The organism is Stenotrophomonas sp. HMSC10F06 (assembly GCF_001807865.1).
Lineage (GTDB): Bacteria > Pseudomonadota > Gammaproteobacteria > Xanthomonadales > Xanthomonadaceae > Stenotrophomonas > Stenotrophomonas bentonitica_A.
In genome coordinates, this window is record NZ_KV791255.1 from 48,736 (window position 1) to 62,493 (window position 13,758).

13 protein-coding genes are annotated in these 13,758 nt (G+C 66.7%); 6 read left to right on the forward strand and 7 right to left on the reverse strand.

All coding sequences use genetic code 11. The annotated features are described in order from the left end of the window. Positions 1-14: 14 nt before the first annotated feature. On the reverse strand, positions 15-2,477 hold the full coding sequence (ligA, locus tag HMPREF3113_RS01965) for an NAD-dependent DNA ligase LigA (protein ID WP_070470504.1): 2,463 nt from the start codon (positions 2,475-2,477) through the stop codon (positions 15-17). 126 nt (positions 2,478-2,603) lie between these two features. On the opposite strand from ligA, the gene HMPREF3113_RS01970 reads away from it, so the two are divergent. Beyond that, positions 2,604-3,725 (forward strand): pyridoxal phosphate-dependent aminotransferase, encoded by a 1,122-nt coding sequence (locus tag HMPREF3113_RS01970; protein WP_070470506.1) that lies wholly within the window; start codon positions 2,604-2,606, stop codon positions 3,723-3,725. Positions 3,726-3,753: 28 nt separating this feature from the next. On the opposite strand, the gene zipA is transcribed toward HMPREF3113_RS01970, so the two are convergent. The 6 genes from zipA to HMPREF3113_RS02000 form a co-directional block, all read right to left on the reverse strand. Beyond that, positions 3,754-4,491: a cell division protein ZipA gene (gene zipA, locus HMPREF3113_RS01975; protein ID WP_070470508.1), complete on the reverse strand. Its 738-nt coding sequence runs from the start codon at positions 4,489-4,491 to the stop codon at positions 3,754-3,756. Between the two features lie 47 nt (positions 4,492-4,538). Then, positions 4,539-8,042 (reverse strand): chromosome segregation protein SMC, encoded by a 3,504-nt coding sequence (gene smc / locus HMPREF3113_RS01980; protein ID WP_070470510.1) that lies wholly within the window; start codon positions 8,040-8,042, stop codon positions 4,539-4,541. A gap of 360 nt (positions 8,043-8,402) precedes the next feature. Beyond that, a complete protein-coding gene (gene rplI / locus HMPREF3113_RS01985; protein ID WP_019184347.1) occupies positions 8,403-8,855 on the reverse strand; it encodes a 50S ribosomal protein L9 in 453 nt (150 codons plus the stop codon). Positions 8,856-9,010: 155 nt separating this feature from the next. Then, the gene (rpsR, locus tag HMPREF3113_RS01990; protein ID WP_002804494.1) at positions 9,011-9,241 is read right to left on the reverse strand and encodes a 30S ribosomal protein S18; all 231 of its coding nucleotides are present in this window, start codon (positions 9,239-9,241) and stop codon (positions 9,011-9,013) included. A gap of 11 nt (positions 9,242-9,252) precedes the next feature. Continuing rightward, positions 9,253-9,693 (reverse strand): 30S ribosomal protein S6, encoded by a 441-nt coding sequence (gene rpsF / locus HMPREF3113_RS01995; RefSeq protein ID WP_070470512.1) that lies wholly within the window; start codon positions 9,691-9,693, stop codon positions 9,253-9,255. A gap of 168 nt (positions 9,694-9,861) precedes the next feature. Continuing rightward, positions 9,862-10,200, reverse strand: a complete 339-nt coding sequence (locus HMPREF3113_RS02000) for a HesB/IscA family protein (RefSeq protein WP_019184349.1) — start codon at positions 10,198-10,200, stop codon at positions 9,862-9,864. 129 nt (positions 10,201-10,329) lie between these two features. Between HMPREF3113_RS02000 and asnS the strand changes: the two genes are divergently transcribed. From asnS to can, 5 genes are all read left to right on the forward strand, one after another. Beyond that, positions 10,330-11,724: an asparagine--tRNA ligase gene (gene asnS, locus HMPREF3113_RS02005; RefSeq protein ID WP_070470514.1), complete on the forward strand. Its 1,395-nt coding sequence runs from the start codon at positions 10,330-10,332 to the stop codon at positions 11,722-11,724. 23 nt (positions 11,725-11,747) lie between these two features. Beyond that, on the forward strand, positions 11,748-12,053 hold the full coding sequence (locus HMPREF3113_RS02010) for a hypothetical protein (RefSeq protein WP_070470515.1): 306 nt from the start codon (positions 11,748-11,750) through the stop codon (positions 12,051-12,053). Then, positions 12,050-12,364 (forward strand): hypothetical protein, encoded by a 315-nt coding sequence (locus tag HMPREF3113_RS02015; protein WP_046273331.1) that lies wholly within the window; start codon positions 12,050-12,052, stop codon positions 12,362-12,364. The genes HMPREF3113_RS02010 and HMPREF3113_RS02015 overlap by 4 nt, the downstream gene beginning before the upstream one ends. Positions 12,365-12,370: 6 nt before the next feature. Beyond that, on the forward strand, positions 12,371-13,009 hold the full coding sequence (locus tag HMPREF3113_RS02020; RefSeq protein ID WP_070470517.1) for an FMN-binding negative transcriptional regulator: 639 nt from the start codon (positions 12,371-12,373) through the stop codon (positions 13,007-13,009). A 74-nt stretch (positions 13,010-13,083) separates the two neighbouring features. Then, on the forward strand, positions 13,084-13,746 hold the full coding sequence (can, locus tag HMPREF3113_RS02025; RefSeq protein WP_070470518.1) for a carbonate dehydratase: 663 nt from the start codon (positions 13,084-13,086) through the stop codon (positions 13,744-13,746). Positions 13,747-13,758 lie beyond the last annotated feature (12 nt).

Here is a 13,758-nt window from a genome sequence, read left to right on the forward strand (position 1 = left end):
GCGGTTTCTCTTGTTCAGTGCTGCGCGAGGAAGGCGATCAGCTGGTCTTCGTCCCAGACCGGCACGCCCAGCTCCTGCGCCTTGGTCAGCTTGGAACCGGCCTCGGCACCGGCGACCACGAAGGAGGTTTTTTTCGACACACTGCCAGCCACCTTGGCGCCGAGCGCTTCCAGCCGGGCTTTGGCCTCGTCGCGGTTCATCTGCGTCAGCGTTCCGGTCAGCACGGTGGTCTGGCCGTCCAACGGGCCGGCGACCTGGTCGGCCTGCTCCGGCGCCAGTGTCAGCAGCTTCTGGCGGTATTCCTCGGCCTTGAGCAGCATCGGGCCGTGGCCTTCGCTGTCGAGCCAGTCGGCCAGCCCGAGGGCTACCTCGTTCGGCAGGCCGGCGACCACGAACCGCACCGGCTCGGCGTCCAGCACCGAGGCCGCATCCGGCAACATGGCCACCAGCTTCTCCGCGCGCAGCCGGGTGATGCCCGGAATCTCCGCTTCGACCAACAGCTGCGCGAAATCCAGACCGTCCCGCAGCTTGGCGATCGGCGGGTGCACATCGCTGATGCGCACTTGGCCGACCTGCAGCAGCGCATCGATCGCCTCCTGGTTGCCAGCCTGTTCGAAGAAGTGGCCGAGCGAACGCGCCACTTCGCCGCCGATGTCGGGCACGCGCTTGAACAGCGGCCAAGGCAGATGACGGATCAGTTCGAGATCGCCGAACCAGGTCGCCAGGGCCTTGGCGGTGCTCTCGCCGACATGCTCGATGCCCAGCGCGAACAACAGCCGCTCCAGCGTGGTGGTGCGGCTGGCGTCGATCGCGGCGATCAGGTTGTCGGCCCACTTGGTCGCGATCTTCTTCGTGTTCCAGGCGAACGTGGCCGGCATCGCCAGCGCCTGCGCGCGCCATGCCTCGTCGCTGCCATCGAGCTTGAGGATGGCCCTCAGGTACTCGCCGCTGCCTTCCGGCGGCAGGTGCAGGCCGATCTGGCTGGCCAGCGCCTCGGGCGATTCGGCATCCAGCACCAGCTTGAGCTGCAGCAGTTGATCACGCTGCAGGCGGTACAGATCGGCCACGCCGCGCACGATACCGGCGTCGACCAGGGTCTCGATGTACTTGCCGCCCAGGCCGTCGATATCCATGGCACGACGCGAGGCGAAGTGCGCGATGGCTTCCTTGCGCTGCGCCGGGCAGCTCAGCTCACCCGAGCAGCGCCACGCGGCCTCGCCCTCTTCGCGGACGATCTCCGAGCCGCACACCGGGCACTGCGAAGGCATCTGCCACGGCGTGGTGCCGGCGGGGCGGCGGTCGGCGATCACGCTGACCACTTCCGGGATCACATCACCGGCGCGGCGCACGATCACCGTATCGCCCACGCGCACATCCAGGCGCGCGATCTGGTCGGCATTGTGCAGCGTCGCGTTGGACACGATCACGCCGGCCACGGCGACCGGCGCCAGACGCGCGACCGGGGTCGCGGCACCCGTGCGGCCGATCTGGATCTCGATCGCCTCCACCGTGGTGGTCTGTTCCTGCGCCGGGAATTTGTGCGCGATCGCCCAGCGCGGTGCGCGCGCGACGAAGCCCATCTGTTCCTGGCCGGCGCGATCGTCGAGCTTGTACACCACACCGTCGATATCGAAAGCCAGACCGTCGCGGCGTTCGCCGATGTCGCGGTAATAGGCGAGCAGCCCGTCGGCCCCCTCCACCACCTGGCACAGGTCACTCACCGGCAGCCCCCACGCGCGCAGCTGCGCCAGCGTGGCCGAATGCGTGGGCGGCAGCTCGCCGCCTTCAACCTGGCCGGTGCCGTAAGCGTAGAAGCTCAGCTTGCGCCTGGCGCTCATCTTCGGATCGAGCTGGCGCAGCGAACCAGCGGCGGCGTTGCGCGGATTGGCCAGCACTTTGCCGTCATGCAGGCGCGCATCGGCGTTGTAGGCCTCGAAGTCGGCACGGGCCATGTAGACCTCGCCGCGCACTTCCAGCACCGCTGGCCAGCCCTCACCCTTGAGCACCTGCGGGATCACACTGATCTGGCGGAGGTTCGCGCTGACATCCTCGCCGGTGGCGCCATCGCCACGGGTCGCCCCCTGCACGAAACGGCCCTCCTCGTAGCGCAGGCTGATCGCCAGGCCGTCAAGCTTCGGTTCGGCGGAAAAATACAGCGTGCTGCGACGCAGGCGCTCGCTGATGCGGCGCACGAAATCCTGGACTTCCTCATCACTGAAGGCATTGCCCAGCGACAGCATCGGCACCGCGTGGCGGACCTCGGCGAAACGGGAGGACGCCTTGCCACCGACCTGCCGGGTCGGCGAATCGGCCGCGGCCAGCTCCGGGTGTGCCTGCTCGATCGCCTCCAGCTCGCGCACCAGCAGGTCGTACTCGACGTCGGGGATCATCTGCTCGTCGCGCTCGTGGTATGCCTTGCCGGCCTCCTCGATCTGGCGGCGCAGGACGTCGGCACGTGCGGCGGGGCTGGGGGTCATGCGGGAGGCGATCCTGGTGGGGCATTCAATTTTACCCCTCCCCCCGCTCCTGCGCGCAGTGAAGAACGCTTGCCGCCGATCCGCCGTGGCGCTAGCGTGCGCCGAACCCCTTGTTTTCGGTGCCCCGTGACCCCTGCCCTCGTCGCTTCCCGTCGCTCGTTCCTGCAGCTGGCCGGCGCCGGCCTGGCATTGTCCGGCCTGGGCGTGCTGCCTGCATCGGCCGCGCCGTCGCGTGCACTCCCCGCCAGCACAGGACCGGTGCTGCTGAACTTCAACGAATGCCCGTATGGGCCATCACCGGCTGCGCAGGCGGCGGCACGCGACATCATCGCCAGCAGCGGGCGGTATCTGTTTGCTCTGGCCGGCGAGCTGCGCGATCTGTTCGCCCAGCAGGAAGGCATCGGCAAGGATCACGTGCGGCTGTATCCGGGCTCCAGCGAGCCACTGAACCGCGCGGCCGTGCTGTGGACCTCGCCTAGTGCGGGGCTGGTGGTCGCCGATCCCACCTTCGAGGCGCTGGGCGATCTTGCCGAGGCGCGTGGGGCCACGGTGGCCAGGGTGCCGCTGCGCGCAGACGGGGCACACGACGTGCGTGCGATGGCGGCGGCTGCCGCGACGGTCAATGCCGGCCTGCTGTATCTGTGCAACCCCAACAATCCCACAGGTTCGATCACCCCGGCGGCCGACATTGCCTGGCTGCTGGCCAACAAGCCGGCCCAGACCCGCGTGCTGGTGGACGAGGCCTACCTGCAGTACAGCGAGCAGCGCTCGGTGATCGGCCAGGTGATGCAGCGCGACGATGTGATCGTGCTGCGCACCTTCTCCAAGCTCTACGGCATGGCCGGCCTGCGCCTGGGGGTGGCGGCCGCGCATCCGGACCGCCTGAAGCAACTGGCCAGCCTGGGCGACAACCCGCTGCCGGTCACCGCGATGGCGGCGGGACTGGCCAGCCTGCGTGATCCGGGATTGATCGCACAGCGCAAGGCGGAGAATGCCCAGGTACGGCAGGAGACCATCGGCTGGCTCGGTAAGCGCGGCTTTAGCTGCGTGCCGTCGGAAGCAAACTGTTTCGTGGTCGATGTGCAGCGCGACGGCGCGGCGTTCTCTGCGGCGATGGCCGAACAGGGCGTGGTCATCGGGCGCAGCTGGCTGATCTGGCCGCAGCGGGTGCGCGTGACGGTGGGCACCGCGGCCGAAATGGCGCGGTTCCGTGCGGCCTTCGACACGGTGGTCAGCCAGAACAGGTAGAGCCGACCGTTGGTCGGCTCTACGGCAATCACCAGCGCGGGGCCTTGGTCAGCGGCGGGGCCTGGTGCTGGCGGTCGTAGGCGCGCAGCTCATCACGGATGTGCGCGATGCGCTGGCGACCCAGGGCATTGCGGCTGTCATCGAGCACGACGCCATCGAGCAGCTCGCCCATGCGCTGCACGGTCGGCAGCATCTTTTCCCAGGCGTCCAGCGCGGTCAGCGGCGCCGGCAGGGTCAGGAAGAAGGCGATCGCCGGGGTTTCCATCTCGCGGATGTTGGCCATATCGAAACTGCCCGGCTTCATGATGCTGGCCATCGAGAAGATCGGGCCGCGCTCGGGGTGGCCTTCGACCAGGCGGTGGAAGACATTCATGTGGCCGAACACCAGGCCGGTCTTTTCCGCAGCAACGACGATGTCCTCGCCACGCAGCTGCTCGCCCGCGCGCGCAGCGACGAACAGCGAGACGATCTTGTCGAAATCCTGCGTCGCACGCTTGCCCAGGTCACTGGCCGGCGCGGCGTCCACGTCCGGCAGCCCCAGCTCGGGCTGGGTGACGCCGTCTTCGCCGACAACGGGGGCAGCGCCCTCGGCCGGGCTCTCGCCCTCGCCCAGCACGGGCTCACGGCGCTGGCCGCTGGTGCTCTCCGCGCCTTCGACGCGACGGCCCTGCGCTTTCTTTTTCGGACGGCCAAACAGGAAGATCGCAGCGATCAACAGCAGGCCGGCGGCCAGGATGCCGATGCGGAGCAGTGCCATGTCGGACATTCGGGGGGGTCTCCGGCTAAATCATTCAGGTACTTAAGGATGGCACGTCAAGCCGCGCCCGCCAATCGTGCGGCTTCCTCCAGGTCGACACTGACCAGTCGGCTGACGCCCGGCTCGCGCATGGTCACGCCGGAGAGCTGGTGGGCAGCTTCCATCGTGGCCTTGTTGTGGCTCACAAACAGGAACTGAACCTTCTCGCTCATTTCCTTGACCATGTTGGCCAGGCGACCGACGTTGGCTTCGTCCAACGGCGCGTCCACCTCGTCCAGCAGGCAGAACGGTGCCGGGTTGAGCTGGAAGATCGCAAACACCAGCGCCACCGCGGTCATCGCCTTCTCGCCACCGGACAGCAGCGAGATGCTCGACACCCGCTTGCCCGGCGGCCGCGCCATGATCGCAACACCGGTGTCGAGCAGGTCTTCACCTGTCAGCTCGAGGTAGGCGTGGCCACCACCGAACAGGCGCGGATACAGCTGCTGCACACCGGCGTTGACGCGGTCGAAGGTGTCCTTGAAGCGGCCGCGGGTCTCGCGGTCGATCTTGCGGATCGCATCCTCCAGGGTTTCCAGCGCGGTGGTGAGGTCGGTGTTCTGCGCATCCAGGTACTCCGAACGCTGCGACGCCTCGCCGTATTCCTGGATGGCGGCCAGGTTGACCGGCTCCAGCCGGCGCATGCGGCCATCGATCTGGTGCACGGCCTGCTCCCAGTCGGTGGCCCGCGCATCCTCGGGCAGGCTGTTGATCACATCCTGCAGCACGAAGCCGGCCTTCTCCACCGAGGCCGACAGCTGGTCAGCACTGAGCACCAGTGCCTGCTGGTCGAGCTTGCGCTGGGAAATGCGCTCGCGCTGCGCCAGCGCCTGTTCGTCGCGCTGGTGGCGGGTCTGCTCGAACGTGCGCAGTTCGGCATCGATGCCATCGAGCAACGTACGGGCTTCGCCCAGCACGCGGTCGGCACGCACGCGCTCGCCCAAGGCGTTCTGATGTTCGGCTTCGAGCGCCTTGACCGGCGAATCACCTTCGTCCAGCTGCGAATGCAGTTCACCCAATCGCGTATCCAGCTGCCCACGCTGGGTACTCATGCGCTCCAGCGCCTGGCTCAGCGAGGCGATCTGCGCGCGCTGCGATTCCAGCGTCAAGGCGAGCGAATGCGCCGCCTCGCGCACGTTGCGGGCCTGGTCGCGGGCCTGGTCGCGGGCATCGGTAAGCTGGCGACGCTCGCCTTCCAGCGCGGCGCGGACCGATTCCAGGTCGCCCATGCTGGTGACCGCATCGTCCAGCCGCGAACGTGCTTCGCGCACCTGCTCGCGACCGGCATCCAGCGTCTCCAGCAATTGCACCAGCTCGCCTTCGATGCGGTCGATGCGGGTGCGTGCGGCCTCCACCTTGCCCTGCTGGCTCTGCAGCTGGCCACCGAGCTCGGAAACGCTGCGATGGGCCAGGTACAGCTGGCGCTGCGCGTCTTCGCGTTGCTGCTCACCGGCCAGCAACTGGTCACGGAAGCCGGCCAGCTGCTCTTCCAGGGCCGCTTCGCGGTCCTGCAGTGTTTCAATCTGCTCGCGCAGGGTAACAATCTCGCGTTCGCGCAGCAGCGCGCCCTGCTTGGCCGCGCCGGAGCGCGACACGCGCACCCAGCCCTCGCCCAGCCGCTCGCCACCGCGGGTAATGACCGAGTCGCCCTCGCCCAGTGTCGCCTGCAGCGAACGGGCGGACGCGAGATCCTCGGCGGCATGCAGGCGTGCCAGCAGCCGACGGATCGCAGTGGGGCCCTGCACTTTCGCGGCCAGCGAGGTCGGCGCGACATCCAGCGCGTCCTGCTCGGCCGAGACCAGCGCGATACGGCCTTCGCCGAGTTCGCCCAGCGCATCCACCAGCGATGCCGGGGAATCGACCAGCACGCCCTCGATCAGCTGGCCGAGCGCGCTTTCCACGGCGTTTTCCCAGCCGCTCTCCACGGTCAGGCGTTCGCCGACACGCGCGCCCGAATCCAGCCCGCGTGCCTTCAGCCAGGCCACCGCGGCGCCCTGCTCCTGGCCTAGTGCGGCCTGCTGCAGGGTCTCCAGTGACGACAACCGGCCGCGGGCGGCCTGGGCCTGCTTGCGGATCTCGGCCAGCTCGGTCTGCCCGGCGCGCTGGCGGTCCTGCAGCCCGGCCACGGCATGCTTGCGTTCTTCCACCTGCTCGTTGAGCGTGTCCAGCGAGGCCTTCTGGGTCTCGTGCTGGAGGTGCAGTTCTTCGAACACCTCGGCCAGGGCGTCCAGATCCAGCCCGGCGCGCTCGGCCTGCAGCGACTCGCGGCGGCGATCGGCTTCCAGCACCTGGCGGTCCAGATAATCCACGCGGGTGCGCTCGACTTCGCCGGCGCGCGAGGCTTCGGAGGTGCTGCGGGTATGGCTCTCCCAGCGCTGCTGCCAATCGGCCAGCCGGGCCTCGGCATCACGCAGGGCTTCCTGCTTGATCTCATTCTCTTCCTGCAACTGCTCCAGGCGCGGCTCGGCATCGTCCACTGCCTCGCGCAGCACCATCAGCTTGGCCTCATCGCCACTGATGTGCTGGCCCAGATCGGCCAGTGCCTGCTGCGCTTCATCGCGCGCCTTGTTCAGTCGCTGCGACATCTCGCGCTGATGCTGGATCTGCTGCTCCAGGCGGGCCAGCGTGCTGCCGACCTGGTAGACCTCGGCCTGCGCGGTGTTGAGCGCATCGGAGGCCTCTTCGCGGCGCAGGCGGCTGGTTTCGATGCGGGCTTCGGCATCGCGCTGCTCGGCGATCAGCTGCTGCAGGCGGGTCTCCTCGCGCGAAAGTGCTTCGCGCAGGCCGCCCAGGCGGCCATCCAGCCCACGGTATTCCAGCGCCTTCCACTCGGCGTCCTTGACCTTGCGCTCTTCCTGCAGCGCCTGGTACTGCTCGGCCTGGCGCGCCTGGCGCTTGAGGTGCTCGAGCTGTTTGCCGATCTCCTCGCGCAGGTCGTTGAGGCGGTCAAGGTTCTCGCGGGTATGCCGGATGCGGGTCTCGGTTTCCTTGCGGCGCTCCTTGTACTTGGAGATGCCGGCAGCTTCTTCCAGGTAGACCCGCAGATCTTCAGGCCGCGCCTCGATGATCTTGCTGATCATGCCCTGCTCGATGATCGAGTAGCTGCGCGGCCCCAGGCCGGTGCCGAGGAACAGGTCGGTGATGTCGCGGCGGCGGCACTTGGTGCCGTTGAGGTAGTAGTTGCTGCTGCCGTCACGGCTGACGGTGCGCTTGACCGAGATCTCGTTGAATGAGGCGTACTCGCCGGTGATGGTGTGGTCGGTGTTGTCGAAGATCAGCTCGACGGCGGCCTGCGAGACGGGCTTGCGGGCGGAGGAGCCGGAGAAGATGACGTCGGTCAGCGAGTCGCCACGCAGGCGGCTGGCGGAGCTTTCGCCCATCACCCAGCGCACGGCATCGATGATGTTCGATTTGCCACAGCCATTGGGGCCCACCACGCCGGTCATGTTGGTCGGCAGGTGCAGCGTGGTCGGATCGACGAAGGATTTGAATCCGGACAGCTTGATCGTGGACAGACGCATGGCGTGATTGGGTTCCGGGCGAAGGCCTGAAGCGACCCCCACCATGGTGGATTACGGAGCGTATTTACCCCTCAAGCCATTGATATTGCAGGACTTCAATGACCCCGGGGGCGACGCGATAGCCTGAGTATAACGGGGCCGGTGTTCAGCGCGCTGCGGGGGCGGCTCCAGCCCGCATTTCCAGCGTGGGGCAAGGCGGGACGGCACGGGCGGGGGTTCAGGGCGCGTCCCGGTCCGGGCTGCCCGGCGCCCTCCCGCCTGTATCGTCACGGCCAAGCCGTTGCGGTTGCCGTTGCCACAAACAAAAAACGGGCACCCTCGCGGGTACCCGTTTCAGTGACGCCCGCCTTTCGGCAGGAATCAGGCCTTTTCGGCTTCCACAACCACCTTGACGGTGGTTTCCACGTCGGCGTGCAGGTGGACAGTCACCTCGTACTCGCCCACGTTGCGGAAGGCGCCTTCGCCCAGGATCACTTCGCTCTTTTCCAGCGGCAGGCCGGCAGCGGTGAAGGCTTCGGCGATATCGCGCGGGCCGACCGAACCGTACAGCTTGCCTTCCGTCGAAGCGTTGGCAGCGATGGTCACGCTCTTGCCTTCCAGCTGCGCCTTGCGGGCTTCGGCATCAGCGTGGATCGACTGGGCCTTGGCTTCGTAATCAGCGCGCTTGGCTTCGAACTCGGCCACGTTGGTCGCGGTGGCCGGAACGGCCTTGCCGGTCGGGACGAGGAAGTTGCGGCCGTAGCCCGGCTTCACGTCGACCAGATCGCCCAGACCGCCGAGGTTGGTGACCTTCTGAAGAAGAATCAGCTTCATGGTGTAGCTCCAAATATGTATTCGTTAGCGAGGCCCAGGCCCCGCAGCGATGGCTGTCCGAATATCCGAACGGCAGATCCTTCACACCGCCCGACGCTTCACAGCGCGGGCGGCGGGATCCGCGAAAGCGGCGACCAACAGGCCGCCCGCCTTCATCAGACGTCGTGGTTGTCGGTGTACGGAATCAGGGCCAGGAAACGGGCGCGCTTGACGGCCGTTGCCAGCTGGCGCTGGTACTTCGACTTGGTACCGGTCACGCGGCTCGGCACGATCTTGCCGTTCTCGGTGAGGTACTGGCGCAGGGTGTTGAGATCCTTGTAATCGATCTCCTTCACACCTTCGGCCGTGAACTTGCAGAACTTGCGACGACGGAAGAACTTGGACATGTCAGTGCTCCTTAAGCGGCCGAAGCGGCGTCTTCGCCGGCATCGGTGTCAGCGGCGGCGGGGGTGGCTTCACCTTCTTCGTCATCACGACGACGACGCTCGCCACGCTCGGGCTTGTCACCCTTCTCGTCCTTGCTCTTCATGATCAGCGACTGCTCGGTGTCAGCTTCGTCACGCTTGATGACGAGGTTGCGCAGCACGGCGTCGTTGAAGCGGAAGCTTTCCACCAGCTCGCTCAGCACGGCCTGGTCGCACTCGATGTTGAGCATGACGTAGTGGGCCTTCACCAGGTTCTGGATCGGGTAAGCCAGCTGACGACGGCCCCAATCTTCCAGACGGTGGATGGTGCCGTTGCCGTTCTCGACCAGCGCCTTGTAGCGCTCGATCATGGCCGGGACCTGTTCGCTCTGGTCCGGATGGACCAGGAACACGACTTCGTAATGACGACTCATGTGTTTTTACCTTTCGGATGTGGCCCTTTGAGGGCCGGACAGCCCCCCGCAGGTGAACGCGGTGGGGCAAGGGTCCTGCCCGGAATCAGGCAGGAAGCCGCGCATTGTGGCAGCAGAAGGGGTCACAAGGCAAGCCGGGCGGGCTGAACAGGCCCGGCACGCGGGCGATCAGGCCTTGTCGGCCTCGGTCGTGAAGCTCTCGCCGCAGCCGCATTCAGCGGTGGCGTTCGGGTTCCTGAACGTGAAGGTCTCGCTCAGCCCGTGCTTGCCGAAGTCGATTTCGGTGCCGTCCACCAGCTCGAGGCTGGTGGCATCCACATAGATGCGGACCCCATCCTGCTCGAAGACGGTGTCGCCCTCGCGCTCATCGCGGGCCAGATCGGTGATGTGGCCCCAGCCGGAACAACCGGTGCGGGTCACGCCGAAACGCAGGCCCAGCGCGCCGGGCGTCTGCTCGACGAACTTCTGCACACGGGCAAAGGCAACAGGGGTAAGGCTTACGGCCATGACAGGCAACTCCAGCGGATCGTGATCATTATAGGCGCCCCGGACCGCAAGAAATGCCTCGCAAGCCGAACACCGCACCCGTTAAACTCCGTGTTCAGAGATCGAGTCGATCAACAGAGGATTCAAGTCATGACGGTGGTCAGCGTTGAACATGCGCTTGCCGGGAAGATCCCGGAAGGCGGCGAGGCAACAGTACGCGGATGGGTCCGCACGGTGCGCGGCTCTGCGGCGCTTGCCTTCGTCAATGTCACCGATGGCTCCTGCTTCGCCCCCATCCAGGTGGTGGCCAATGACACCCTGGCCAATTTCGATGACATCAAGAGCCTGACCCCGGGCTGCTCGGTGATCGCCCGCGGCACCCTGGTCAAATCCCAGGGCAAGGGCCAGTCCTTCGAGATCCAGGCCAGCCACATCGAGATCGTCGGCCTGGTCGAAGACCCGCTGACCTACCCGATCCAGCCCAAGCCGATGAGCCCGGAGTTCCTGCGCGAAGTGGCGCACCTGCGCCCACGCACGAACCTGTTCGGTGCGGTTACCCGCATCCGCAACTGTCTGGCCCAGGCCGTGCACCGGTTCTTCCACCAGAACGGCTTCAACTGGATCAGCACCCCGATCGTGACCACGTCCGATGCCGAGGGCGCCGGCCAGATGTTCCGGGTCTCGACGCTGGACATGGCCAACCTGCCGCGCAACGAAAAGGGCGAGGTGGATTTCAGCCGCGATTTCTTCGGCAAGGAAACCTTCCTGACCGTGTCCGGCCAGCTGAACGTCGAGGCGTACTGCCTGGCGCTGAGCAAGGTCTACACGTTCGGCCCGACCTTCCGCGCCGAGAACTCCAACACCACCCGCCATCTGGCGGAGTTCTGGATGATCGAGCCGGAAATCGCCTTCGCCGATCTGGCCGAAGATGCGCGCCTGGCCGAGCAGTTCCTGAAGTACCTGTTCCGCGCGGTGCTCGATGAGCGTGGCGACGACCTGGCCTTCCTGGCCGAGCGCGTGGACAAGAACGCGATCACCAAGCTGGAAGGCTTCATCAACGCCCCGTTCGAGCAGATCGACTACACCGAAGCGGTGAAGCTGCTGCAGAGCTCGGGCAAGAAGTTCGACTTCCCGGTCGAATGGGGCCTGGACCTGCAGACCGAGCACGAGCGCTGGCTGACCGAAGAACATATCGGCCGCCCGGTGGTGGTGACCAACTACCCCGAGCACATCAAGGCCTTCTACATGCGCCTGAACGACGACGGCAAGACCGTCGCGGCCATGGATGTGCTGGCCCCGGGCATCGGCGAGATCATCGGCGGCAGCCAGCGCGAAGAGCGCCTGGATGTGCTCGATGCACGCATGGCGCAGTTCGGCCTGGACCCGGCGCACTACGGCTGGTACCGCGACTTCCGCCGCTACGGTTCGGTGCCGCACGCCGGCTTCGGCCTCGGCTTCGAGCGCCTGGTGGTATACGTCTGCGGCCTGAGCAACATCCGCGACGCGATCCCCTACCCGCGCGCACCGGGCAGCGCCGAATTCTGATCGACCTACGGAGGCACTGAACCATGACCCTGTTCTTCGCGCTGTGTTTCGTCGGCGTGGCGATCGCCGGGTTCAGTGCCTTCGTGATCTTCTGGCCGCTGACCCTGGTCCACATCCGCGACCGCCACCCGGCGCTGGCCAATCGCTTCGGCGCGGGTGCCTTCCTGCGCCCGGACGCGCTGCGCTGGCTGCTCGGCCGCGACTATCGGCAGAGCAGCGACTGCTCGCTGACCGGCCTGGCCACGCCGGCCTGGCTCTCGCTGCTCACCCTTCTTGCCGGACTGGGCATGGCTGCCCTGCTCTGGCTGCTTTCGATGGTACTGACATGAACGACGACACCTCCCACCACGACGAGTGGTTCCTGGCCAGCCTGGGCAACACCCTGATCTGGGCGCGCCTGCGCGTGCGCCCGGCCGGTACCGCCGAGGTGCTGGACAGCGACGGCAACACGCTGAGCTACGACAGCGAAGACACGGCACGCTCGCAGCTGTTCGACGCCGAGTTCGTCGCCTACGACGGCCTGGATGAAGAGGACGCGCTGGTGCGCGGCTTCTCGCTGCATGAAGTGCAGCCGCCGCAGGCCGACAGCGACGATGCCCTGCACGGCCGCATGATCCAGAGCCTGGGCGCCCGCGCGTAACCGACGATGTTCATCCCGTCCGCCTTCGTCGAGACCGACCTGATCTGGCTGGACCGGCTGCTGGCGCGCGATGCGTTCGTCACCCTGGTGACCAACGGCGCCGACGGTTACCCGCAGGCCACGCGCCTGCCGGTGGTGTACACGCGTGATGCTGGCGGCATCCTGATCGAAGGGCACTGGGCCAAGCCCAACCCGCAGGCGGGCCATGCCGGCCCCGCGTTGATGCTGGTGCACGGCCCGCATGCGTATGTGTCGCCGGGCTGGTATCCGGACAAGGACGCGCAGGCACGCGTGCCGACCTGGAATTACGCCGCCGCCGAACTGCGTGGCGTACTGGAACCGGTCACCGATGATGAGGCACTGATCGCGATGCTGGACGGCCTCAGCGCGCACTATGAGGCCGGCGTCGGCGGCAACTGGGACCTGCTGCCGATCGAGCCGCGCCAACAGCGCATGCTTGGCGGCATCGTTGGCTTCCGTTTCCGCCCGGCGCAGGTGCAGATCAAACTCAAGCTCAGCCAGAACCATCCCGAGGCCAACCAGACCAGCGTGATCGACGCGCTGTCGACACTGGACGCCCCGGCATCACGCGAGCTGGCGCAGTGGATGCGCTGGCGCCGCGAGGGCGGCCCCGCCGCCGACTGACCCTCCCCACTCCTGCGACGACGCGGCCACCCTGGCCGCGCCTTGCCCCCACCCGACGTCAGGGACCCCGCACGATGAAAGACATCCACAAGCTGCTGCAGAACAACCGCGAATGGGCGGACCGGATCGAGAAAGAGGATCCGGAGTTCTTCCATCAACTGGCCAAGCAGCAGCACCCGGAATACCTGTGGATCGGCTGTTCCGATTCGCGCGTGCCCGCCAACCAGATCATCGGCATGGCGCCGGGCGAAGTGTTCGTGCATCGCAACGTGGCCAACGTGGTGGTGCATACCGATCTGAACTGCCTGAGCGTGATCCAGTACGCCGTGGATCAGCTGAAGGTGAAGCACATCCTGATCGTGGGCCATTACGGCTGCGGCGGCGTGCACGCCAGCTTGAACAACACACGCGTGGGCCTGGCCGACAACTGGCTGCGGCACGTGGGCGATGTGGCGCAGAAGCATGCGGCGATCATGGATGCGATCGAAGAGCCCGAACTGAAGCATGCGCGCCTGTGCGAGTTGAACGTGATCGAGCAGGTGGTCAACGCCTGCCGCTCGACGATCGTGCAGGACGCCTGGGCGCGTGGCCAGAAGCTGATGGTGCACGGCTGGGTGTACAGCCTGAAGGACGGCCGGGTGCGCGAGATGGGCATCGACGTGGGCGCACCGGAAGAGCTGCAGGGCGCATACGAAAAGGCCCTGTCCTACGTTCCGCGCCACGGTCGGCGCGACTGATTCTTCCTCTTT

Bases quoted from the DNA above. Each gene is read 5' to 3' on its own strand.
- ligA (WP_070470504.1), bottom strand. From the start codon at position 2,477: ATGACCCCCAGCCCCGCCGCACGTGCCGACGTCCTGCGCCGCCAGATC.
- zipA (WP_070470508.1), bottom strand. From the start codon at position 4,491: ATGTCCGACATGGCACTGCTCCGCATCGGCATCCTGGCCGCCGGCCTG.
- smc (WP_070470510.1), bottom strand. From the start codon at position 8,042: ATGCGTCTGTCCACGATCAAGCTGTCCGGATTCAAATCCTTCGTCGAT.
- rplI (WP_019184347.1), bottom strand. From the start codon at position 8,855: ATGAAGCTGATTCTTCTTCAGAAGGTCACCAACCTCGGCGGTCTGGGC.
- rpsR (WP_002804494.1), bottom strand. From the start codon at position 9,241: ATGTCCAAGTTCTTCCGTCGTCGCAAGTTCTGCAAGTTCACGGCCGAA.
- rpsF (WP_070470512.1), bottom strand. From the start codon at position 9,693: ATGAGTCGTCATTACGAAGTCGTGTTCCTGGTCCATCCGGACCAGAGC.
- HMPREF3113_RS02000 (WP_019184349.1), bottom strand. From the start codon at position 10,200: ATGGCCGTAAGCCTTACCCCTGTTGCCTTTGCCCGTGTGCAGAAGTTC.
- asnS (WP_070470514.1), top strand. From the start codon at position 10,330: ATGACGGTGGTCAGCGTTGAACATGCGCTTGCCGGGAAGATCCCGGAA.
- HMPREF3113_RS02010 (WP_070470515.1), top strand. From the start codon at position 11,748: ATGACCCTGTTCTTCGCGCTGTGTTTCGTCGGCGTGGCGATCGCCGGG.
- HMPREF3113_RS02015 (WP_046273331.1), top strand. From the start codon at position 12,050: ATGAACGACGACACCTCCCACCACGACGAGTGGTTCCTGGCCAGCCTG.
- HMPREF3113_RS02020 (WP_070470517.1), top strand. From the start codon at position 12,371: ATGTTCATCCCGTCCGCCTTCGTCGAGACCGACCTGATCTGGCTGGAC.
- can (WP_070470518.1), top strand. From the start codon at position 13,084: ATGAAAGACATCCACAAGCTGCTGCAGAACAACCGCGAATGGGCGGAC.